Raw genomic sequence first — 21,026 nt, forward strand, 5'->3', positions numbered from 1 at the left:
GGTTCTTCATGCCGAGCCTGGACGATATTTTCAGATATTTTCGGGGCGTCTGGAAAATGATGCTCGGTCGCCGCGACGGTCTCGATTATCTCGATATAACCGCCGAGGGGTTCTGGTCTTCGTTTTTCGCAATAGCGGTGGCTCTGCCGCCGCTTTTTGCCAGCTGGGTGGCCTATGCCGCCGACCTCACCGCCGGACGCGAGGAAGCGGGCATCCGCTTTGCCATCGTGCTGCGGGCCGCCTTCGTCGATGTGGCGGCGTGGGTGGTGCCACTGGCCATCATCGGCATGCTGGCCAAGCGGATCGGTATCGTCAAACGCTATGCGGCCTATGTGATTGCCACCAACTGGGGCAGCGCGCTGCTGGCCTGGATCTTTGCACCGATCACGCTGCTACAGCTGTTTTTTCCCGGGCGCTTCGATGTGGCGACGCTGTTCGCGCTGATCATGTTCGGCGCTTCGATTGTGCTGAGCTATCGGCTGACCCACGTGGCGCTACAACGCCAGCACGCGTTTGTCGCGCCATTCTTCGCCTGCGTCTTCTTCGGGTCGCTGTTCCTTACCGTGCTGCTTCAGCAGATTTTCGGCATCGGCTTCGACCCGCATGCTTATTAGAGCATTTCCAGCAAAAGTGCGAAGCGCCTACGCGGGGAAATCAGTTCACTGGACTGATTTCTGATCCCGCTTCGATACGCAGGATAATGCGTAAAAACAAATAGATAGAGCGGTTCCACGATACCGTTTTAACGGAACCGCTCTAAAACGGAAAAGCGTAATCGACGCCGATCAGATAGAGACCGTAAGGTGGCGCGACCTGTCCGCAGGCCTTGCGGTCTCTTGCTTCAAGCGCCGCCTGCAAATCATCCGCCGTCCAGCGACCGACGCCCACTTCCATCAGGCTGCCCGCGAAGGATCGCACCTGATTATGCAGGAAAGAGCGCGCCGAAACGCGCATTTCGATGATCTCGCCATGGCGCGTGATGTCGAGCCGATCAAGCGTCTTGACCGGGCTTTTGGCCTGGCATTGCGTAGCACGAAACGTGGTGAAATCATGCTCGCCCAGAAGCAGCTGCGCTGCTTCATGCATCGCCTCGTGGTCGAGGCGTTTTTGCACCCACCAGGCGCGCTGATAATCGACGGCCAGCGGGGCACGACGATTGTGGAAGCGATAGAGATAATGTCGTCCCTGCGCGGAAAAACGCGCATCGAAACTCTCGGTCGTCTTCTCGACATTGAGGATGCTTACGCGCTCATTGGCCATGACCAGATGCGCATTGACCGCATCGCGCACCTTGCCCGCGCCCCAATCCTTCGTCAGATCGACATGCGCAACCTGCGCCGTCGCGTGAACGCCCGCATCGGTGCGGCCCGCAGCACTTAACGCCAGATCTTCACCGCAGAATTTCTTGAACGCCTGCTCAATAGCGCCCTGAACCGTGTGGCCGTTTTCCTGACGCTGCCAGCCCGCATAGGGCGTGCCGTCATATTCGACCAGAAGTCTGTAGCGCGGCACGGGCCTACAAAACCTTCGTAACCGTTGCGCCGCGCAGGAATTCCTGCGCAGGCAAAGACTTGCCGCCCGAGCGCTGCAAAGTGACGAGCCGCACCGCGCCCTCGCCACAGGCAATTGTCAGCCGGTCGTCCAGCACCGTACCCGGCGCACCGGAACCTTCGGCCAGCGTCGAGCGCTGAAGCTTTACCCGTTCGACCGCACCGTTGATTTCCATTTCGCACCAAGCACCCGGAAAAGGCGCAAGGCCGCGAATGGCGTTATGCACGTCCTTCGCTGGCTTCGACCAGTCAATGCGCGCTTCGGCCTTGTCGATCTTGGCGGCATAGGTAACGCCTTCTTCGGCCTGCGGCTGCAAGGCCAGACTTTCGCGCTCGAGCGCTCCCAGCGCCCGCACCATCAGATCGGCGCCGATCATGCTCAGGCGATCATGCAATTCGCCCGCCGTCATATCCGGCGTGATCGCCACCTTTTCGGCCATGGCGACCGGGCCCGTATCGAGCCCCTCGTCCATCTTCATGATCATCATGCCGGTTTCGCTATCGCCCGACATGATGGCCCGCTGGATAGGCGCTGCACCGCGCCAGCGCGGCAGAAGCGAGGCATGGCCGTTATAGCAGCCGAGCCGCGGCGCATCGAGAATGGCCTTCGGCAGCAACAGCCCATAGGCCACAACGATGGCGACATCGGCTTCAAGGCTCGCAAAGACGTCCTGTTCTTCCGCGCCCTTGAGGCTCTTCGGCGTGAAGACGGGAATGCCGAACTGCTCGGCCTTTTCATGGACAGGCGACTTGGTCAGCTCCAGCCCTCTGCGCCCTGCCGGACGCGGTGGCTGCGAATAGACCGCGACCACATCATAGCCCTGCCCGATAATAGCGGTCAGGATCGGCACGGAAAAATCCGGCGTGCCCATGAAGACGATACGCATTAAAGAACCTTCTTCGACGCCCGCTGGCTGGCGAGCTTCTTGAACTTTTTGATGACCATATCGCGCTTCAGCTTTGAAATATGATCAATGAAAAGCACGCCATTGAGATGATCGATCTCGTGCTGCAGGCAGGTGGCCATCAGCCCATCGGCTTCCATCGCATGTGGCTTGCCATCGGCATCGAAATATTTGACCTGAATGGCGGCTGGCCGTTCCACTTCCGCATAATAATCCGGAATGGACAGGCAGCCTTCTTCATAGGTGCTGACTTCATCCGTCACACCGACAATCTCGGGATTGACGAAGACATGCGGCGCTTTTTCCTCGCCTTCCTTGGCAAGGTCGATGACGAGCATACGGATCGGCTCGCCCACCTGAATGGCGGCAAGGCCGATGCCCGGCGCGTCATACATGGTGTCGAACATATGGCCGGCAAATTTGCGCAGCTGATCGTCAAAGCGCTCCACTGGCTTGGAAACCAGGCGCAACACAGGATCGGGAAGGATGACAAGCGGTTTTACTGACATGCGCTTCACGTAATCGCTTGAGACAGAATCGTCAATTGTGCTTTGCAAAATGTTCTCGTTTTGATCTCTTCAAGGCAGTACGAATCAGCTAAGCTTGTTGCATGGAAAACCAGAACCTCCTGAATGAGCCGCTTTTGCAGCTTGGTGCCACATCGCTCACGCTGGGAGATATTCTTCTGGCTGGCATCGTGGTGGTCGTGCTTTGCCTAGTCATTTTCCTGATCACCGCGTCGCGCTCTGCGCGCCTGCGTGCCGTTGCCGAAGTGCAGGCCGAAGACCGCGCCCGCGATGCCGAATATCGCATGGCGGAAATCCTGAAGGCACAGGCAGAGATGCAGGGCCGCATGCAGACCATGGCGGAGGTTTTCGGCTCGCGGCAGGCGGAGTTGAACCAGTCGATCCGCGAACGGCTCGACGGCATGACGCATCGCATCGGCCAGACCATGACCGAGCAGACGCGCTCGACGCATGAGAACCTCGCCAAGTTGCAGGAGCGCCTTGCCGTCATCGACACGGCGCAGAACAATATCCAGTCGCTCGCCGGACAGGTGGTGCAGTTGCAGGCGATCCTCGCCAACAAGCAGACGCGCGGCGCATTCGGCCAGTCACGCATGGAAGCGATCATCGCTGACGGCCTGCCGCAAGGCGCTTATGAATTTCAGGCGACGCTGTCCAACGGCACCCGCCCCGACTGCCTCGTGCGCATGCCCAATAAAGCGCCATCGCTGGTAATCGACGCCAAATTCCCGCTCGAAGCATGGAACGCCATGCGCGAAACGGAACATCCGGACGCCCGCAAAGCTGCCGTCGCGCAGTTCCGCCGTGACATGGAAATCCATATCAAGGATGTTTCCGACAAATATCTGATTACCGGCGAAACGCAGGACACGGCGTTTCTGTTTGTGCCGTCAGAGTCGATCTTTGCCGATATTCACGAGCATTTCGAAGCGCTTATCCAGCGTGCGCACCGGGCGCGGATCGTGATCGTCTCGCCATCGCTGCTGATGCTGTCCATTCAGGTTATTCAGGCAATCCTGAAAGACGCCCGCATGCGCGAACAGGCGCATGTCATTCAGGGCGAAGTGATCCGCCTGATGGAAGATGTGGGCCGTTTGGACGAACGTGTGCGCAAGCTGCAAACCCACTTTGTGCAGGCCAACAAGGATATTGACGATATTCTGGTGTCGTCCAACAAGGTTACCCGGCGCGGCGCGAAGATCGAAGCGCTGGAATTCGGCGAAAAGCCAGCCGAGGAAACGCCACGGCCCCAAGCGAGACCAGCGGAAAGCGCGCCCACCCAAATGCGCCTGCGCGTGGTGGATGAGGACTGACCCTGTTTTCCCTCATCCTGAGGTGCGGAGCAAAGCGACACCTCATCCTGAGTTCATCGAAGGATCGGGTAAAAATCCCCTCACGAACTTACTGGCCGATCTGTATGACCGAGATCGCGTTCCGGCCAGACGAGATCGCGCACGCGCTGTTTCAGAACCTTGGCTTCCGGAAAGCCACCATCGCGCTTGCGTTCCCAGATGAGTTCCTCGTTGCCATCGGGCATCAGCACCCGGATTTCAAAAACCCCGCCAGTGCCCGGACGCAATGCGACTTCCGCCAGATCCTGCCCGAAAGTCTGCAACAGCTCCTGCGCCATCCAAGCAGCGCGCAAAAGCCAATTGCATTGGGTGCAGTAGGTGATGGAGACGCGGGGATTTACAGACATTGATTTCAACTTTCCGAGCGCGAGCGATCCTGTAGCCGGTCGCCGTGGCTTGTTCGACAGTCAAATTTGCAGCAACATTTAGCTTCCCAAGACGCGCGGGGGCAAGTCATGGAAGTAACAATCTACATTCTGCGTTGCGTGGATGGATCTTATTACACCGGGCTCACCAAGCAGAACATCGAAGCTCGGTTATGGGAGCATAATGAGGGTATTTATGACGGGTACACAAAGAAGCGGAGGCCCGTCGAGCTTGTTTTTACGGAAACCTATGATCGGATCGTGGATGCCATTGCACGCGAACAACAGATCAAAGGTTGGTCACGGGCAAAGAAAGAAGCATTAATTGCGCTGAACTACGAAGGCCTGCCGGAACTGTCGCGCCGCAAGCTATAAACCTCGCCCACGCCGGCACCATTGATGCCGCCTGCCCCGCTCCTCATCCTGAGGAGCCACCAAAGGTGGCGTCTCGAAGGGCGAGGGGCGGTTGCGCCGCGTCTGCTGTCTCCCGGATCCAGACTTAATCGCAGGACGGTAAAAACATAAAAATTTGCACTATTAAATACAGCCAGCTCTCAGCGACTTTCCCTCGCCCTTCGAGACGCCGTTTTCAACGGCTCCTCAGGATGAGGGAAAGCGCAGCGCGCCCTTCCAACACCCCAAAAAAGATAAAGGGCACCAAAGTGCCCTTTATCACAGTGATATTCTTTCAGCTTAGGTGCGCGCCTACGCAGAAGCAATCCCTACAACGGATCAAAGGAACGGGCATCAATCATCGCCCATCTTGAGCGCCTGAATGAAGGCCTCCTGCGGGATTTCGACCTTGCCGAACTGGCGCATGCGCTTCTTGCCTTCCTTCTGCTTTTCCAGAAGTTTGCGCTTACGCGTCACGTCGCCGCCGTAGCACTTGGCCGTCACGTCCTTGCGCAGCGCCGAGATGGTCTCGCGCGCCACGATGCGACCGCCAATCGCTGCCTGAATCGGAATCTTGAACATGTGCTGCGGGATCAGCTCTTTCAGCTTCTCGCAAAGCGCGCGGCCACGCTTTTCTGCAGCCGAACGGTGCACCAGCATCGACAGCGCATCGACCGGCTCTTCGTTGACGAGGATCGACATCTTGACCAGATCGCCCTCGCGATATTCCGAGAGATTATAGTCGAACGACGCATAACCCTTCGAGATCGACTTCAGACGGTCGTAGAAATCGAACACCACTTCATTGAGCGGCAGTTCATAAGTGATCATGGCGCGCGGGCCGACATAGGTGAGGTCCACCTGAATGCCGCGGCGTTCCTGACAGAGCTTCATGATCGCGCCGAGATAATCATCCGGTGTCATGATGGTTGCCTTGATCCACGGCTCTTCGATGGCCGAAATTTTCACCACATCCGGCATGTCAGCGGGGTTGTGCAATTCCTTCTGCGACCCGTCGATCATGTTCAGCCGATAGACAACCGAAGGCGCGGTCGTGATGAGGTCGAGATTGAACTCGCGCTCAAGACGTTCCTGAATGATTTCGAGATGCAACAGACCGAGGAAGCCGCAACGGAAGCCGAAACCGAGCGCTGCAGAGGTTTCCATTTCGAACGAGAACGAAGCATCGTTGAGGCGCAGCTTGCCCATGGCGCCGCGCAGATCTTCAAAATCCGCCGCATCGACCGGGAACAGGCCGCAGAACACCACCGGCTGCGCAGGCTTGAAGCCGGGCAGCATTTTCTCGGTCGGGCGGCGATCTTCGGTGATCGTATCGCCGACGCGCGTATCGGCCACTTCCTTGATGGAAGCGGTGATGAAGCCAAGCTCGCCGGGGCCGAGTTCGTCCATCTGCACCATTTTCGGCGTGAAGACACCGGTGCGTTCCACCGGATATTTCGCGCCCGTGCCCATCATGCGGATGGTCTGGCCCTTTTTTAGCACGCCGTCGATGACGCGCACCAGAACGATGACGCCGAGATAGGAATCGTACCAGCTGTCGACCAGCATCGCCTTGAGCGGTGCATTGCGATCGCCTTCCTTCGGTGCTGGAAGCTGGGTGACGATGGCTTCCAGCACATCTTCGATGCCGAGGCCGGTCTTGGCGGAAATATGAACGGCCTGCGACGCATCGATGCCGATCACTTCCTCGATCTGCTCCTTGACGCGCTCAGGCTCGGCAGCGGGCAGATCGATCTTGTTCAGCACGACCACGATTTCATGGTTGTTGTCGATGGCCTGGTAGACATTGGCCAGCGTCTGCGCTTCCACGCCCTGGGAAGCGTCGACCACCAGAAGCGAACCCTCGCATGCCGCCAGCGAACGCGAGACTTCATAGGCGAAGTCGACATGTCCGGGGGTGTCGATCAGGTTCAGCACATAATCTTCGCCGTTCTTCGCCTTATAGGTGAGACGAACGGTCTGCGCCTTGATGGTGATGCCGCGCTCGCGCTCGATATCCATCGAGTCGAGAACCTGATCCTTCATCTCGCGCGTATCCAGACCGCCCGTCAACTGAATGAGGCGGTCGGCCAGCGTCGATTTGCCATGATCGATATGGGCGACGATCGAAAAATTGCGAATATGGTCAAGTGGTGTGCTCATGCGCGCGATTTAACAGCAAGCAGCGAAATCTCAAAGCTCTATTGCGCTTTAATTGCGGGAAAAAGCCCTGCTATCATGATCGTGACAACAAGTCCCCTTTGCCTTGTGGCAAAAAGGCGATAAATCACCGGCAATACAGACACATTGCGGCTGCTGCTCACAAGCGGCGCAACTGGCTTTCATGCAGGAGTTTAGGATGAAGACCGAACCGAACGAAGTCCACAACAGGCCGAAACTGGTCACCGTTTTCGGCGGCTCCGGCTTTGTCGGGCGCGCGGTCGTAGCAAGTCTCACCAAGCGTGGCTATCGTGTGCGCGTTGCCGTGCGCAAGCCCGAAGTGGCTTATTACATGGCGCCGCTCGGCAATGTCGGGCAGATCCAGATGGTGCAGGCCAATGTCCGCCATCGCGCTTCGGTCGATCTGGTCGTCAAGGGTTCCGATCATGTCGTGAACCTCGTCGGCATTCTGGCCGAAGGCGGTCGCCAGCGTTTCAACACGGTTCAGGTGCTGGGCGCGAAGAACATCGCCGAAGCCGCCAAGGCCGCCGGTATTCCGATGACCCACATTTCGTCGCTCGCTGCCGATGTAAACTCGGCTTCGGACTATGCGCGCACCAAGGCTGAAGGCGAAAACGCCGTGCTTTCCGTGCTGCCGGAAAGCGTTATCCTGCGTCCCTCGATCATTTTTGGTCACGAAGACCGCTTCTTCAACCGCTTCGCCAATATGGCGCGCTTCTCGCCCTTCCTGCCGGTCATCGGCGGCGGCGAAACGAAGCTCCAGCCGGTCTATGTCGGCGACGTGGCGGAAGCTGTTGCCCGCGCCGTCGATGGCAAGCTGATGCCGGGCGGCATCTACGAACTCGGCGGCCCGGATGTGCAACCGTTCAAGAACTGGATGAAGGACATGCTGCGCGTCATCGACCGCAAGCGCGTTCTCATTTCGCTGCCATGGTGGGCCGCCGGTCTTCAGGCGACCGTTCTCAGCGTGCTGCCGAATCCGCCGATCACCAAGGATCAGATACGGCTGTTGAAATCCGACAATGTGGTTTCGCAAGCCGCCATCAAGGAAGGTCGTACATTGCAGGGCATGGGCATTACCCCGGAAGGCGTCGACGCCATTCTGCCCGCCTATCTCTGGCGCTATCGCGTGGCCGGTCAGTATACCAAGACCGGTTTTGCGTGAGATATCGATAGTCGGAAATGAATAAGGGGCCTCACGGCCCCTTTTCTTTTGCTCATCCCCAAATGAGGAGTGCGGCAAGACCAGCCGAGCCGACAATCAGGCGCCACCAGGCAAATAGTTTGAAGCCGTGGCGCGAGACATAGTCGAGCAGATAGCGCACGACGAACACGCCCGAAATGAAGGCCATCACGAAGCCGACGCCAATCAACGCGCCATCATTGACCGTGAGCATGTCGCGGCTCTTGTAAAGATCATAAGCGAAGGCACCGGCCATGGTCGGCATGGCGAGGAAGAACGAGAATTCAGCAGCCGAGCGCTTGTCGGCGCCGAGCAGCAGCGAGCCGACAATCGTGGAACCCGAACGCGACACGCCGGGGATCATCGCAAGGCACTGGATGAAGCCGATGGCGAGGCACATCGGCAGCGGATAATCCATCACATCATGATAGCGCGGGCGCAAATTGAGCTGATCTACCCAGAGAAGGATCAGACCGCCGAGGATCAGCATGATGCAGACCAGCATCGGCGTTTCGAAAAGCACACTTTTGATGAAGCCATGCGCCAGCGCGCCAATGACAGCGGCGGGCAGGAAGGCGATCAGGATACCGAAAACAAAACGCCGCGTGCGCGCGTCCCGCGGAAAATCCGCCAGAAGCTTGAGCAATTTCGCCGAATAAACGGTCAGAATGGCCAGAATAGCGCCGAGCTGGATCAGCACCTCGAACGTCTTTCCTGTGGATTCAAAGCCCAGAAAATGCCCGACCAGCAACAAATGCCCCGTGGAGGAAACCGGGATAAATTCGGTCAAACCTTCGATCAGACCGAGAAACGCGGCTTCCAGCAGATTAAAAATATCCATGAAGTCAGTACCTTAGAATGATGAGCACAATGGAGGCATCTGAACTGGCCCGCGATTGCGGGTGTTGAGGTGAAAACGAGCACGTCCAGCGATTGCTTGTCTCCCGCAAACATAGGTCTTATAGACTTTATATTCCGTTGAGGCGGCGCCGAATCGCTTGGCAGCAGAAATAGCCTGCTGCATGCGCAAACGCCATGCCAATCTCCGGACGTTCAATTCAAGCTGTGTCAGTCGAGAGTACCGCGTCGATCATGCTTACGCTGTTTCATCATCCCATGTCTTCAGGCTCGCGTTATGTGCGGCTTATCCTCGGCGAATATGGCGTGGAAGCGGAACTGATCGAGGAGAGGCCGTGGTCGCGCCGCAAGGAATTCCTGGCGCTGAATCCTGCCGCCACTTTGCCGGTGCTGCTGGCGGAAAACGACCTGCCGGTCGTGGGCGCAACGGTGATTGCCGAATATCTCGATGAGACACGCGGCGCATTGAAGCGCAACCGTCGCCTTTTGCCGGAAAGCCCGATGGAGCGCGCCGAAGTGCGCCGTCTGGTAGACTGGTTCCTGCTGAAATTCGAAAACGAAGTCACGCGCCACATCACCCGCGAGCGCGTTTATAAATTGCAGATGGCGGCTGAAATGGGTGGCAGTGCACCGGATTCGACCGCGATCCGCGCAGCCCGCACCAATATCCGCCAGCATATGAAATATATCGACTGGCTGGCCGCAACCCGCGACTGGCTGGCAGGCGCGCATCCAAGCTATGCCGATATGGCGGCGGCAGCGGCAGTTTCCGTGCTGGATTATCTCGGCGAAATCGAATGGGGCGAAACGCGCGCGGCACGCGACTGGTATGCGCGCATGAAGTCGCGTCCCGCTTTCCGCCCGCTTCTGTCTGATCGCGTGCGCGGGCTTGCCCCGGTGGCCCAATATGGCGATCTCGACTTCTAATTCGAAAACAGAAAAACTGAAGCGCTTCCTCATCGAAGAAGCCAAAGCCGTGGGGTTCGACGCCGTCGCCTTCACCACGCCCGATGCTATCCCGCAGGCGCCTGAACGCCTGCGGCAATATATTGCCGACGGCCATCACGCGGATATGCTCTGGATGGAAGAGACCGAAGAGCGCCGCGCCAATCCCGGCGTGCTGTGGCCCGAAGTCCGTTCCATCATGATGCTGGCCATGAATTACGGGCCGGACACCGACCCGCTGGCTATCCTCGACCAGAAAGATCGTGCGGCCATATCGGTCTATGCGCAGAACCGCGATTATCACGACATCATCAAGGGCAAGCTGAAGCATGTGGCAAGCCGCTTCGCCGCGCGGGCCGGGCAGGACGTCAAAGTCTTCGTCGATACTGCGCCCGTCATGGAAAAGCCGCTGGCGGAAGCCGCAGGCCTTGGCTGGCAGGGCAAGCACACCAATCTGGTCAGCCGCGAACTGGGGTCATGGCTGTTTCTCGGCTCGATCTTCACCACGGCGGAAATCCCGCCAGATGAGCCAGACCGGGATCATTGCGGCTCCTGCCGCGCTTGTCTCGACGCCTGCCCGACCAGGGCCTTTCCAGCACCCTACCGCATCAATGCAGGCCGCTGCATTTCCTATCTCACCATCGAGAACAAGGGGCCTATTCCGGCGGAGTTCCGCAAGGTGATGGGCAACCGCATCTATGGTTGCGACGACTGCCTTTCGGTCTGCCCGTGGAACAAATTTGCGCAGGCAACCAGCGAAATGAAGCTGAAGGCGCGCGACGATCTGAAAGCGCCCCGTCTCAGCGACCTGCTGGCGCTCGACGATCCGGCGTTTCGCGCGCTTTTTTCCGGCTCGCCGGTCAAGCGGATCGGGCGCGACCGCTTCATCCGCAATGTGCTGATCGCGGCGGGCAATTCCGGCGATACAACGCTTTTGCCACAGATCGAAGCGCTGCTTGGCGATGCCGCACCTGTCGTACGCGGGGCGGCAGTCTGGGCCTTGAAGCAACTGGCCGAGCCGGGCCATGTCGATGCCTTGCAAAAACGTCTGGCCTCCACGGAGGAGGATGCTACGGTGCAGGAAGAGTGGAATACGGAGACAGTCTGATATGCGCATTTTCCTGTTCGGGGCCGGATATTCGGCGCAAGCCTTTGCCAAGCGGATGACGGGAGAAACAGAGCGCATCGACGGAACCACCCGTCATGAACAGAAATTCCCGATCCTTGAGAAATCCGGCATTGCGCCGGTCTTGTTCGATGGTGAAACGCCCTCGCCCGACCTTCTGGAACGGCTTGCCAAGGCAACCCATGTGGTGGTCTCGGTTGCGCCCGGCGAAGCGGGCGACCCGACGCTCGCATGGGTCGAAGAAGCGCTGCGCCGCCCAGACAATACGATTCGCTGGATCGGCTATCTCTCGACCGTCGGCGTTTATGGCGATCACAAGGGCGCTTGGGTGGATGAAACCACACCCTGCAAGCCGGTTTCGCGCCGCAGCCTAGAACGCGTCGAGGCGGAGCAGGCCTGGACAGAATTGAGCGAGCGGCATGGAACGCCGCTGGCTATTCTGCGGCTGTCGGGCATTTACGGTCCCGGTCGCAATGCTTTCGTCAATCTGGAGCGCGGCACGGCGCGACGTCTCGTCAAGCAGGATCAGGTTTTCAACCGCATCCATGTGGAAGACATTGCGGGCGCTTTGCGCTTTCTCGCGGGCACCGATACGGGCGGTATTTTCAACATTACCGACAATGAACCATCGCCGCCGCAGGATGTCGTTGCCTATGCAGCGGAGCTGATGGGCGTCACGCCGCCGCCGGAAGTGCCGTTCGAAGAAGCGGAACTGACACCGATGGCGCGCTCCTTCTATGGTGAGAACAAGCGCGTCTCCAATAAGCGTATTGAAGCGCTGGGCTATTCCTTCGCTTATCCCGACTACAGAACCGCCTTTTCGGCCATGTGGCGCGACGAAAACTGGCGCTGATTGCATGCGCGCGCACCTTCGGGTAAAAGCGCTGATACAAATTTCAAATCGGGACAAGAACGATGGGTAACAGCAAGTCAGCAGATAAATAAGCCGCAACAGCTTTTCCAACCTGTTGCGGCATCTGTCCCGGACCAATTTCTTCCATTGCAGGCAGATTGCCGCCCGATTGTCTTCGAGCGGATGCTTTGTCATGCCATTTGATCCTCAGAAAACTCCATCCTGGAGCTTCACCTTGCCATTCGCGCTTGCGCTGATGGCTCCCTTCGACATTCTTGCCTCGCTGGCCATGGATATCTACCTGCCGGTGGTGCCCTCCATGCCCGCAATTCTGCAAACGACGCCTTCCATGGTGCAACTGACACTCAGTCTCTACATGGTGATGCTGGGCGTCGGGCAACTCATCTTCGGCCCATTGTCGGACCGCATCGGGCGCAAGCCGGTGTTGCTTGGCGGCGGGGTCGTTTTTGCGCTTTCTTCCTTCGCGCTGGCAGCGACCGATAGCGCCACGCTTTTCGTCGCCTTGCGGTTCACCCAGTCTGTCGGCGCGTCGGCAGCACTTGTCGCAACTTTTGCCACGGTGCGCGACGTCTATGCCAACCGCCCGGAAGGCGCGACGATCTACGGCCTTTTCAGTGCCATGCTGTCCTTCGTTCCGGCGATTGGCCCAATCGCTGGTGCACTGATCGCCAGCGGTTTCGGCTGGCGCGCGATCTTCATGACACTCGGTCTACTTGGCCTTATCGCAACAGGACGGGCCTACCGCCACTGGCCCGAAACGCGCCCTGAATGCACTGGGGCGAACAATGCAAATACCTTGAAAATATTGAAGGATTTCCCGTTCTGGACCTACACGCTGGGTTTCGGCACCGCGATGGGCACCTTCTTCGTTTTCTTCTCCACCGCGCCGCGCATTCTGATCGAAAGAGGCGGCTACGGAGAAACGGAATTCAGCCTGACATTTGCAAGCGTTGCCCTTGTCATGATCGCCGCCACGCGCCTCCTGTCACGTCACACGCGGAAATGGGGGGTGCGCAAAAGCGTGGCGCTGGGCATGGTCGTGCTCCTTGCCAGCGCGCTGGCTTTGCTCCTGACCGAACAGCTGCTGCTGCCATCCTTCGCCAGCCTGATAGCGCCGATGTGGCTGGCGGCCATCGGCATTGTTTTGACAGCATCCATGACGGCAAACGGCGCTTTGGCGGCCTTTGACGACAGCGCGGGCATGGCTGTCGCGCTTTACTTCTGCATACAGAGCCTGATGGTCAGTCTGGCGGGAACGGTCCTCGTCATCTTGCTGCCCGGCGACACGGCATGGCCGCTGATCGCGTTCTGTACCGTCATGCCCCTTGTGGTCCTGACCATGCTTGCAAGGTTGCAACGGAGCTGATCGAAAAGCCGGTCGGTTGTCACAAACCGCCGACCGGCATTGCTGGCCAGCATTTCACACAGCATAATGCCCGCAGTTTCGCTGTTTGATTCGCAATCGCAGCGCCCTTTGGCAAACCATGGAATTGCCCCATGATCGCAAACAAACTGAAGAAATTTGTCCTCATCGCCTCGCTGGCGGCGATGATCGCGCCCGATTTCGTGCCCGTGGCCATGGCGGATGATAGGCCCGCCAAGCAGGCATTCGGTGCGGAAAAGCTGCCCGTGCTGGCGCAATCGCCACAATCGATCGGCTTTTATGCCAAGGGCTGCCTTGCGGGCGCTGTCGCGCTGCCGACAGACGGCCCGAACTGGCAGGTGATGCGCCTGTCGCGCAATCGCCGCTGGGGCCATCCGCGTATGATCGGTCTTCTGGAAAAACTCTCCCGCGATGCTGCCAAGGATGGCTGGCCGGGACTGCTTGTCGGCGATATTTCGCAGCCGCGCGGCGGCCCGATGCTGACGGGTCATGCCTCGCATCAGGTCGGCCTCGACGCCGATATCTGGCTGACGCCGATGCCTAAGAAGCGCTTCACCGATGCCGAACGCGAAAGCGTTTCCGCCGTGTCGATGCTGAAAGGGGATTCGCTTTACGTCGATCAAAAGAAATGGACCCCTGCCCGCACGGCGCTGATCAAACATGCCGCGAGCTATCCGGAAGTCGAACGCATCTTCGTGCATCCCGGCATCAAGAAGCAGCTTTGCGACACCGTGACCGGCGACAGAAGCTGGCTCGGCAAGGTTCGTCCCTATTGGGGGCACTTCTACCATTTCCATGTGCGCTTGACCTGCCAGCCTGGCTCGCCGCAATGCAAGTCGCAGCCCAAGGTGGCCGCTGGCGACGGTTGCGACAAGTCACTTGCATGGTGGTTTACCGATGAGCCGTGGAAGCCAGCCAAGCCATCGAAGGAACCGCCGAAGAAGCCCCGCCCCGTCATGGTATCCGATCTTCCAAAGGCATGTGCCGCTGTGCTGGATGGTCCGGCTCCCAATTCGGTCGCCGAAGTGACCTATGGGGTACAGTAAACAACTATCATGCCCCGACGCTTGACGGCGGGGCATTTTCTCTAAGCCCTCTTTTCACCGACCTATGGCTCAGCTATAGGTTTAAAACGATTTAGAGCCAGATGACAAGGTTATCAACTTCATGACAGAGCGCCTGCGCATCGCATTGATCGCCCACGATTTGAAGAAAGACGACATGGTCGCCTTTGCGCGCGCGCATGAAAAGGCGCTGTCGCGTTTCGATATCGTCGCCACGGGCACGACCGGCGGGCTGATCCTTGAAGCCTGCCCTTCGCTGACGATCCAGCGTGTCAAAAGCGGCCCGCTCGGTGGCGATCAGCAGATCGGTGCGATGATTGCCGAAGGTACCGTTGAAGTGCTGATCTTCTTCATCGACCCGCTGTCGCCGCTTCCGCATGATGTGGATGTCAAGGCGCTGACGCGGCTTGGCAGCGTCTACGACATTCCGATGGCGTTGAACCCGGCCACGGCGGAAAAGCTGATCAAGGCTTTGGACTGATACGAGCGAAGAAATAACAGCCTTTGGTAAGCTCCCAAGGGCCACAAGAAACGACAGGGAGAGAGAATGCAGGCCATGATCGACGCCGAACAGAGTTTTCAGTTTCCAGTCCTTGTCGGCGATATCGGCGGCACCAATGCCCGCTTTGCGATCCTTGTCGATGCTAACTCCGACCCGAAGGAATTTCCGGTTCTTCAGACGGCGGATTATGCGACCATCGATGAAGCCATTCAGACGGCTATTCTCGACCAGACGTCGCTGCAGCCGCGCTCGGTCATTCTGGCCATTGCCGGGCCCGTCGAAGGCGAGGAAATCGACCTCACCAATTGCGATTGGGTTGTGCGCCCGAAGAAGCTGATCGCCGATCTCGGCTTCAAGGATGTGACCGTGCTCAACGATTTCGAGGCGCAGGCGCTGGCCGTGGTGTCGCTCGAAGGTCACCATATGGAACAGATCGGCGGCAAGCCCGACGAGGTGGTTGCAACCCGCGTCGTACTCGGACCGGGCACTGGCCTCGGTGTGGCCGGTCTGGTGCGTACCCGCAAGGCCTGGGTGCCGGTTCCGGGTGAAGGCGGCCATGTCGATGTCGGCCCGCGCAGCGAACGCGACTATCAGATTTTCCCGCATATTGAGCAGATCGACGGGCGCGTTTCCGCCGAGCAGATTTTGAGCGGACGCGGCCTGCACAATCTCTATGTGGCAATCTGCACCGCCGACGGTGTGACCCCGACGCTGGAAACGCCCGCCGACATCACCTCTGCCGGTCTCGATGGTAGCAATGCGCAAGCCAGCGAAACGCTCGACCTGTTTGCGACCTATCTTGGCCGTGTGGCGGGCGACATGGCGCTTGTCTTCATGGCGCATGGCGGCGTTTACCTGTCGGGCGGCATTCCGCAGCGCATTATTCCAGCCTTGCGGGCTGGCGGTTTCCGCACGGCTTTTGAGGATAAAGCGCCGCATCAGGCTATCATGCACGACATTCCGGTCCGCGTGATCACTTATCCGCTGGCGGCGCTGAGCGGCTTGTCGGCTTTCGCCTGCGCACCATCGCGCTTCGAAGTCTCGACGGACGGGCGGCGCTGGCGCATCGGCTAAGTTCCGCCAGCAAGAGGATCAGGGTGTCTGAATCAAAAAGCGGCAGGCCGTGGCGAAAATGGTGATTTCGAGAACCGAAGCGGAGCGTACTTTTGGGTACGTGAGCCTAGGTAAGCGCAGAAATCGCCCTTTGCAGACCGGCATGGCGACTTTTGGATCGGATACCAGGGATGGATAATTACGCGACTTAAAGCTATAGAAACGCGTCGGGGAATTGGCTTTCGGCCTTTTCACCGCCGCGTTTTTGGTTTTAATACCAACGCATTTTCAACGGCAGTCTCGGACATACCGAGCTCAGGAATGAAGCGCTTTTGCACGTGAGCCTATTCAAAAAGAAAAAGAAGAAAATCGACACGGGCGAAGCGACCCGCGTAATCCGGCGCATGATGTCGGAAAACATCGGTGAATATAAGAAGAACTATATCATCGCCATCATAGCATCGCTGATCGTCGGCGGATCGAACGCCGCGCTTGCCTATATGATGAAGCCGATGATCGACAAGATCTTCTATGAGCAGAACCTGCCGCTGATCTGGGTCATCTGTGGCACGCTTCTGGCGATCTTCATTCTGCGCGGTCTGTCTGGCTATGTGCAGGCCGTCGAGCTTGCCAAGATCGGCAATAATCTGGTCGCGCGCTATCAAAAGCGCATTTTCGACCATCTGATGAAGCTCGGTCTCGATTTCTACAACGATACCCGTTCCGGCCATCTGGCGGCGCAGATCAACCAGAATGTTTCCGGCATCCGCGACCTTCTGAACATGACGATTTCGTCGATTGCGCGCGATTTTATCTCGCTGATCGGCCTGATCGCGATGATGTTCTATATGGACCCGATGCTGTCGGTTGCGATCTTCCTCATCGGTCCGCCGCTCATTCTGGCCGTCGCCTATATTTCGCGCCGCATCCGCTCGGTCACCCGCGATCTGGTGCATCTGAATTCGCATCTTCTCGGCGCCATGCAGGAATCCGTGCAGGGCATTGCCGTCGTGAAGGCTTTCACGATGGAAGACCAGTTGCGCGCCAAGATCGGCAATCTGATCGACCTGTCGGAAGGACGCAGCAACAAGATCGCCAAGGTGTCCGAACGCACCACACCGATTTCCGAAATACTGGCTGGTATCGCCGTATCCGGCGTTCTGGCCTATAGCGGCTATCGCGCCATCCTCGAACAACAGCCGCCCGGCGCAACCTTTGCCTTCATCACCGCCATGTTGCTGGCCTATGACCCGGCCCGCCGTCTTGCCCGCCTTCAGGTCGGGCTGGAAAAGGCGCTGGTCAATGCCCGCATGATCTATGAAGTGCTGGATATCAAGCCGCACCAGCGCGATGCCGCCGATGCGGTGCCGCTGAACCCCGGCCCCGGCGAAATCCAGTTCGAGAACCTGCATTTCTCCTATAGCGAGCTTGCGCCGGTTCTGCATGGTGTCAGCTTCACCGCCAAGGCAGGGGAAACCACGGCGATCATCGGCGCATCGGGTGCGGGCAAGTCAACGCTCATCAATCTCGTGCAGCGGTTCTACGATCTCGACAAGGGAACGATCCTGTTCGACGGGCAGGATATTTCCAAGGTCACCAAGCGCTCGCTGCGCCACGCCGTGGCCTATGTCTCGCAACAGCCCTATCTGTTCGAAGGCACCATTGCCGACAATATCCGCTATGGACGCCCGGATGCGACCGATGATGAAATCGTCAAGGCGGCCAAGCTTGCCCATGCGCATGATTTCATCCTGCAACAGCCGCAGGGCTACGACACACCGATTGGTGAAAACGGCGCAACGCTTTCCGGCGGCCAGCGGCAGCGCATTTCGATTGCGCGCGCCATCGTGCGCAAGGCGCCGGTGCTGCTGCTCGATGAAGCAACATCCGCACTCGACAACGAATCGGAAAAGCGCGTCCAGCAGGCGCTGGAAACGATCATGAAGGGCCGCACCACCATCGTCATCGCCCATCGCCTGTCCACGGTCGTCAATGCCGACCGTATCGTGGTTATGGAAGCGGGGCGCGTGGTGGAAGAAGGCCGTCATGAACAGCTGATCGCCATACCGAACGGCGTCTATGCCCGCTTCTATCAATTGCAGAGCGGCAGCGCCGACAGTATGACCGAGCCGACAATCGAAGAACTGACTGCGGATGATGTGCCTGCGGGCACAGGAGGACAAAATGACCGGTGAACCGGATAGCCGAAACAGCGAAATGGGCCTCGTCGTCGTCGGCGCCGGTGGCCGCATGGGCCAAACCCTTATCCGGACGATCCAGTCGATAGACGGCGCGAAGCTTGCGGGCGCTATCGAGCGCCCCGGCTCGCCGCTGATCGGCAAGGATGCCGGTGAAGTGGCCGGTGTCGGCGCGCTTGGCGTGAAGATTACCGACGATCCGCTGCCGGTCTTTGCCCAGGCGCAAGGGGTACTCGACTTCACCAGCCCTGCCGCGAGCGTGGCCTTTGCCGGGCTCGCTGCACAGGCCCGCATCGTCCATGTCATCGGCACCACGGGATGCTCGGCAGAAGACGACGAGAAATTCCGCGCCGCCGCCCGCCATGCAACCATCGTCAAGTCGGGCAATATGAGTCTCGGCGTCAATCTGCTTTCCGTCATGGTACAGAAGGCCGCAAAGGCGCTGGGACCGGAAGATTTCGACATCGAAGTTCTCGAAATGCACCACAAGCACAAGGTGGATGCACCAAGCGGCACTGCCCTGCTTCTTGGCCAAGCGGCCGCCGAAGGCCGCGGCATCTGCCTTGAAGACAACAGCGTGCGGGCGCGTGACGGCTATACCGGCCCGCGCACGGAAGGCACCATCGGCTTCGCCACGCTGCGCGGCGGCTCGGTGATCGGCGACCATTCGGTGATTCTCGCTGGCCCCGGCGAACGCATTGTGCTGTCGCACCATGCCGAGGACCGCACCATCTTCGCACGCGGCGCCGTCAAAGCCGCACTCTGGGCTTATGGCAAAAAGCCCGGCCTCTATTCCATGCTCGACGTGCTCGGGCTGAGTGACTAGAGCGCGTTTCGATCTGATTGCATCAGATCGGCGCTCTACTATTTTGTTTGAACGCGCATCTTTTCCGAAAACCGTTTCACACTTTTCGGGATGCGCTTTGATTTACCCACCAACGGAGCCTTGCCTATGTCTCGTACTCTCGTCCTGGTTCGCCATGGCCAAAGCGAATGGAACCTGAAGAATCTTTTCACCGGCTGGCGCGATCCGGGCCTGACCGAACAGGGCCATGCCGAAGCCAAGGCCGCTGGCCAGCGCCTCAAGGCCGCAGGTCTCAAGTTCGATATCGCCTATACGTCAGTGCTGACCCGCGCGCAGACCACCTGCCAGCACATTCTGGATGAGCTGGGCCAGCCCGGCCTTGAAACGATCCGCGATCAGGCGCTGAACGAGCGCGATTATGGCGATCTGTCCGGTCTCAACAAGGACGATGCCCGCGCCAAGTGGGGCGAAGAGCAGGTTCATGTCTGGCGCCGTTCCTATGACGTGCCTCCTCCGGGCGGCGAAAGCCTGAAGGATACCGGCGCGCGCGTCTGGCCTTATTATCTGCATCAGATCCAGCCGCATGTGCTGCGCGGCGAGAGCGTTCTGGTGGCTGCACATGGCAATTCGCTGCGCGCGCTGATCATGGCGCTCGACGGCCTGACGCCGGAACAGATTCTCAAGCAGGAATTGAATACCGGCGTGCCGATCATTTACCGGCTCAATGCTGATTCGACTGTGGCCTCGAAGGAAATTCTGGAAGCCTGACATGCAGTTGGCGGCAAATTTATCGGGCGCGAAGCCGCGCCCGATAGCGTTTTCAACATGGAAAACGGACAGCTTGAAAAAAAGCTGACATTATTTCGAAAACGCGATTGACAGAGGCAAGCCGACCCCTTAGATGGGTCCTCGTCGCCCAGATGGCGGAATTGGTAGACGCACCAGCTTCAGGTGCTGGCGCTCGCAAGGGCGTGGAGGTTCGAGTCCTCTTCTGGGCACCATTTCCAAGTCTTCAGACCGCTACCAAGGTCCAGAAGCATCCCAAAAAGCCCGCGCAAGCGGGCTTTTTTGCTTTCTGGGCCCGTCGCATTCCCAAGCGTCCAAACCCCGGCCTGAGCTTCAGGAAGACAGATATGCAATTCACCGACGCCGATCGCGACACCTTTTTCGAGCTTCTGAAATGGCGGCGGGATGTTCGTCATTTTCGCAGCGATCCGATAGACGAAGCGATGATTCAAACGCTGCGGCAGGCGATGGATTATGCACCCTCTGTCGGCAATGCGCGGCCCTGGCGCGTCCTCGCCGTAGAAAGCCTTGAGAAGCGGCAGGCGGTCCACGATGCCTTCAGGCAAGCCAACCGCAAAGCGGCGGAGATTTACGATGGCGCGCGCGCCGAGGCCTATCGTGACCTGAAACTGGAGGGGCTTGCCATCGCCCCGTTGCAGCTCGCCATTTTCACGGAAACGGATCCGGCGGAAGGGCACGGCCTCGGGCGACAGTCGATGGCTTCCACGCTGGAGCAAAGCACGGCGATGGCCGTGCAAAACCTCAACCTCGCCGCCCGGTCGCTGGGCCTTGGTGTCGGCATGGTTTCGATACTCAATCCGCTGGCCATGGAAAGGCTTTTCGACGTGCCGGCAATCTGGCGTTTCAGCCTTTATCTGTGCGTCGGCTGGCCGAGCTTCACCGACGACACGCCGCTGCTGCACAAATGCGGCTGGCAGGAAAACAGCAGGACCGACTGGCGCTCCTGCTGATTCA

At 58.9% G+C, this 21,026-nt stretch carries 21 protein-coding genes and 1 tRNA gene; 16 read left to right on the forward strand and 6 right to left on the reverse strand.

Annotated elements, in window-relative coordinates; all coding sequences use genetic code 11:
* Positions 1–8: 8 nt before the first annotated feature.
* Positions 9–614, forward strand: a complete 606-nt coding sequence (locus D8666_RS17315; protein ID WP_121538866.1) for a hypothetical protein — start codon at positions 9–11, stop codon at positions 612–614.
* Between the two features lie 142 nt (positions 615–756).
* Here the strand turns inward: D8666_RS17315 and truA are convergent, their stop codons facing one another.
* From truA to def, 3 genes are read right to left on the reverse strand one after another with little or no spacing between them, the layout of a single operon-like run.
* On the reverse strand, positions 757–1,512 hold the full coding sequence (gene truA / locus D8666_RS17320; RefSeq protein WP_109369647.1) for a tRNA pseudouridine(38-40) synthase TruA: 756 nt from the start codon (positions 1,510–1,512) through the stop codon (positions 757–759).
* Positions 1,513–1,516: 4 nt separating this feature from the next.
* A complete protein-coding gene (gene fmt, locus D8666_RS17325) occupies positions 1,517–2,437 on the reverse strand; it encodes a methionyl-tRNA formyltransferase (protein ID WP_109369648.1) in 921 nt (306 codons plus the stop codon).
* The gene (gene def, locus D8666_RS17330; protein WP_121538883.1) at positions 2,437–2,964 is read right to left on the reverse strand and encodes a peptide deformylase; all 528 of its coding nucleotides are present in this window, start codon (positions 2,962–2,964) and stop codon (positions 2,437–2,439) included. Before def ends, fmt begins: the two co-directional genes overlap by 1 nt.
* Positions 2,965–3,065: 101 nt before the next feature.
* Between def and D8666_RS17335 the strand changes: the two genes are divergently transcribed.
* Entirely contained in the window at positions 3,066–4,295 is a 1,230-nt protein-coding gene (locus tag D8666_RS17335) for a DNA recombination protein RmuC (RefSeq protein WP_109369649.1), read from the forward strand.
* 80 nt (positions 4,296–4,375) lie between these two features.
* Here D8666_RS17335 and D8666_RS17340 read toward each other — a convergent pair whose 3' ends face one another.
* Positions 4,376–4,681: an Rdx family protein gene (locus tag D8666_RS17340; RefSeq protein ID WP_109369650.1), complete on the reverse strand. Its 306-nt coding sequence runs from the start codon at positions 4,679–4,681 to the stop codon at positions 4,376–4,378.
* Positions 4,682–4,789: 108 nt separating this feature from the next.
* Here D8666_RS17340 and D8666_RS17345 point away from each other — a divergent pair, with 108 nt between their 5' ends.
* Positions 4,790–5,074 carry a GIY-YIG nuclease family protein gene (locus tag D8666_RS17345; RefSeq protein WP_109369651.1) on the forward strand — a complete coding sequence of 95 codons (285 nt, stop codon included), beginning with the start codon at positions 4,790–4,792 and terminating at the stop codon, positions 5,072–5,074.
* 372 nt (positions 5,075–5,446) lie between these two features.
* Here D8666_RS17345 and lepA read toward each other — a convergent pair whose 3' ends face one another.
* On the reverse strand, positions 5,447–7,255 hold the full coding sequence (gene lepA / locus D8666_RS17350; RefSeq protein ID WP_109369652.1) for a translation elongation factor 4: 1,809 nt from the start codon (positions 7,253–7,255) through the stop codon (positions 5,447–5,449).
* Between the two features lie 196 nt (positions 7,256–7,451).
* On the opposite strand from lepA, the gene D8666_RS17355 reads away from it, so the two are divergent.
* Positions 7,452–8,438 carry a complex I NDUFA9 subunit family protein gene (locus D8666_RS17355; RefSeq protein ID WP_109369653.1) on the forward strand — a complete coding sequence of 329 codons (987 nt, stop codon included), beginning with the start codon at positions 7,452–7,454 and terminating at the stop codon, positions 8,436–8,438.
* 52 nt (positions 8,439–8,490) lie between these two features.
* Here the strand turns inward: D8666_RS17355 and D8666_RS17360 are convergent, their stop codons facing one another.
* A complete protein-coding gene (locus D8666_RS17360; protein WP_109369654.1) occupies positions 8,491–9,297 on the reverse strand; it encodes an undecaprenyl-diphosphate phosphatase in 807 nt (268 codons plus the stop codon).
* Positions 9,298–9,548: 251 nt separating this feature from the next.
* On the opposite strand from D8666_RS17360, the gene D8666_RS17365 reads away from it, so the two are divergent.
* The 12 genes from D8666_RS17365 (at position 9,549) to bluB (ending at position 21,022) form a co-directional block, all read left to right on the forward strand.
* On the forward strand, positions 9,549–10,241 hold the full coding sequence (locus D8666_RS17365) for a glutathione S-transferase family protein (protein WP_109370295.1): 693 nt from the start codon (positions 9,549–9,551) through the stop codon (positions 10,239–10,241).
* Positions 10,222–11,367 carry a tRNA epoxyqueuosine(34) reductase QueG gene (gene queG, locus D8666_RS17370; RefSeq protein WP_109369655.1) on the forward strand — a complete coding sequence of 382 codons (1,146 nt, stop codon included), beginning with the start codon at positions 10,222–10,224 and terminating at the stop codon, positions 11,365–11,367. Before D8666_RS17365 ends, queG begins: the two co-directional genes overlap by 20 nt.
* A gap of 1 nt (position 11,368) precedes the next feature.
* Positions 11,369–12,238: an SDR family oxidoreductase gene (locus D8666_RS17375; RefSeq protein ID WP_109369656.1), complete on the forward strand. Its 870-nt coding sequence runs from the start codon at positions 11,369–11,371 to the stop codon at positions 12,236–12,238.
* A gap of 193 nt (positions 12,239–12,431) precedes the next feature.
* Complete coding sequence (gene cml, locus D8666_RS17380; RefSeq protein WP_109369657.1) at positions 12,432–13,625, forward strand: CmlA/FloR family chloramphenicol efflux MFS transporter; 1,194 nt, start codon at positions 12,432–12,434, stop codon at positions 13,623–13,625.
* 131 nt (positions 13,626–13,756) lie between these two features.
* A complete protein-coding gene (mepA, locus tag D8666_RS17385; RefSeq protein ID WP_109369658.1) occupies positions 13,757–14,689 on the forward strand; it encodes a penicillin-insensitive murein endopeptidase in 933 nt (310 codons plus the stop codon).
* 121 nt (positions 14,690–14,810) lie between these two features.
* Positions 14,811–15,188 carry a methylglyoxal synthase gene (locus D8666_RS17390; RefSeq protein WP_109369659.1) on the forward strand — a complete coding sequence of 126 codons (378 nt, stop codon included), beginning with the start codon at positions 14,811–14,813 and terminating at the stop codon, positions 15,186–15,188.
* A gap of 66 nt (positions 15,189–15,254) precedes the next feature.
* Complete coding sequence (locus tag D8666_RS17395; protein WP_121538868.1) at positions 15,255–16,283, forward strand: glucokinase; 1,029 nt, start codon at positions 15,255–15,257, stop codon at positions 16,281–16,283.
* 317 nt (positions 16,284–16,600) lie between these two features.
* On the forward strand, positions 16,601–18,457 hold the full coding sequence (locus D8666_RS17400) for an ABC transporter ATP-binding protein (RefSeq protein ID WP_109370296.1): 1,857 nt from the start codon (positions 16,601–16,603) through the stop codon (positions 18,455–18,457).
* On the forward strand, positions 18,447–19,286 hold the full coding sequence (gene dapB / locus D8666_RS17405) for a 4-hydroxy-tetrahydrodipicolinate reductase (protein WP_109369661.1): 840 nt from the start codon (positions 18,447–18,449) through the stop codon (positions 19,284–19,286). Before D8666_RS17400 ends, dapB begins: the two co-directional genes overlap by 11 nt.
* 126 nt (positions 19,287–19,412) lie before the next feature.
* Positions 19,413–20,033 (forward strand): 2,3-bisphosphoglycerate-dependent phosphoglycerate mutase, encoded by a 621-nt coding sequence (locus D8666_RS17410; RefSeq protein ID WP_109369662.1) that lies wholly within the window; start codon positions 19,413–19,415, stop codon positions 20,031–20,033.
* A gap of 146 nt (positions 20,034–20,179) precedes the next feature.
* Positions 20,180–20,266, forward strand: a tRNA-Leu gene (locus D8666_RS17415).
* A 132-nt stretch (positions 20,267–20,398) separates the two neighbouring features.
* Complete coding sequence (gene bluB / locus D8666_RS17420) at positions 20,399–21,022, forward strand: 5,6-dimethylbenzimidazole synthase (protein ID WP_109369663.1); 624 nt, start codon at positions 20,399–20,401, stop codon at positions 21,020–21,022.
* The last annotated feature ends 4 nt before the right edge of the window (positions 21,023–21,026 follow it).

The organism is Ochrobactrum soli (genome assembly GCF_003664555.1).
Classification (GTDB): Bacteria; Pseudomonadota; Alphaproteobacteria; order Rhizobiales; family Rhizobiaceae; genus Brucella; species Brucella teleogrylli.

Excerpts from the sequence above, each read along its gene's own strand:
- D8666_RS17315 (WP_121538866.1), top strand. The coding sequence starts at position 9 with ATGCCGAGCCTGGACGATATTTTCAGATATTTTCGGGGCGTCTGGAAA.
- fmt (WP_109369648.1), bottom strand. The coding sequence starts at position 2,437 with ATGCGTATCGTCTTCATGGGCACGCCGGATTTTTCCGTGCCGATCCTG.
- def (WP_121538883.1), bottom strand. The coding sequence starts at position 2,964 with ATGTCAGTAAAACCGCTTGTCATCCTTCCCGATCCTGTGTTGCGCCTG.
- D8666_RS17335 (WP_109369649.1), top strand. The coding sequence starts at position 3,066 with ATGGAAAACCAGAACCTCCTGAATGAGCCGCTTTTGCAGCTTGGTGCC.
- D8666_RS17340 (WP_109369650.1), bottom strand. The coding sequence starts at position 4,681 with ATGTCTGTAAATCCCCGCGTCTCCATCACCTACTGCACCCAATGCAAT.
- D8666_RS17345 (WP_109369651.1), top strand. The coding sequence starts at position 4,790 with ATGGAAGTAACAATCTACATTCTGCGTTGCGTGGATGGATCTTATTAC.
- lepA (WP_109369652.1), bottom strand. The coding sequence starts at position 7,255 with ATGAGCACACCACTTGACCATATTCGCAATTTTTCGATCGTCGCCCAT.
- D8666_RS17355 (WP_109369653.1), top strand. The coding sequence starts at position 7,452 with ATGAAGACCGAACCGAACGAAGTCCACAACAGGCCGAAACTGGTCACC.
- D8666_RS17360 (WP_109369654.1), bottom strand. The coding sequence starts at position 9,297 with ATGGATATTTTTAATCTGCTGGAAGCCGCGTTTCTCGGTCTGATCGAA.
- D8666_RS17365 (WP_109370295.1), top strand. The coding sequence starts at position 9,549 with ATGCTTACGCTGTTTCATCATCCCATGTCTTCAGGCTCGCGTTATGTG.
- queG (WP_109369655.1), top strand. The coding sequence starts at position 10,222 with ATGGCGATCTCGACTTCTAATTCGAAAACAGAAAAACTGAAGCGCTTC.
- D8666_RS17375 (WP_109369656.1), top strand. The coding sequence starts at position 11,369 with ATGCGCATTTTCCTGTTCGGGGCCGGATATTCGGCGCAAGCCTTTGCC.
- cml (WP_109369657.1), top strand. The coding sequence starts at position 12,432 with ATGCCATTTGATCCTCAGAAAACTCCATCCTGGAGCTTCACCTTGCCA.
- mepA (WP_109369658.1), top strand. The coding sequence starts at position 13,757 with ATGATCGCAAACAAACTGAAGAAATTTGTCCTCATCGCCTCGCTGGCG.
- D8666_RS17390 (WP_109369659.1), top strand. The coding sequence starts at position 14,811 with ATGACAGAGCGCCTGCGCATCGCATTGATCGCCCACGATTTGAAGAAA.
- D8666_RS17395 (WP_121538868.1), top strand. The coding sequence starts at position 15,255 with ATGCAGGCCATGATCGACGCCGAACAGAGTTTTCAGTTTCCAGTCCTT.
- dapB (WP_109369661.1), top strand. The coding sequence starts at position 18,447 with ATGACCGGTGAACCGGATAGCCGAAACAGCGAAATGGGCCTCGTCGTC.
- D8666_RS17410 (WP_109369662.1), top strand. The coding sequence starts at position 19,413 with ATGTCTCGTACTCTCGTCCTGGTTCGCCATGGCCAAAGCGAATGGAAC.
- bluB (WP_109369663.1), top strand. The coding sequence starts at position 20,399 with ATGCAATTCACCGACGCCGATCGCGACACCTTTTTCGAGCTTCTGAAA.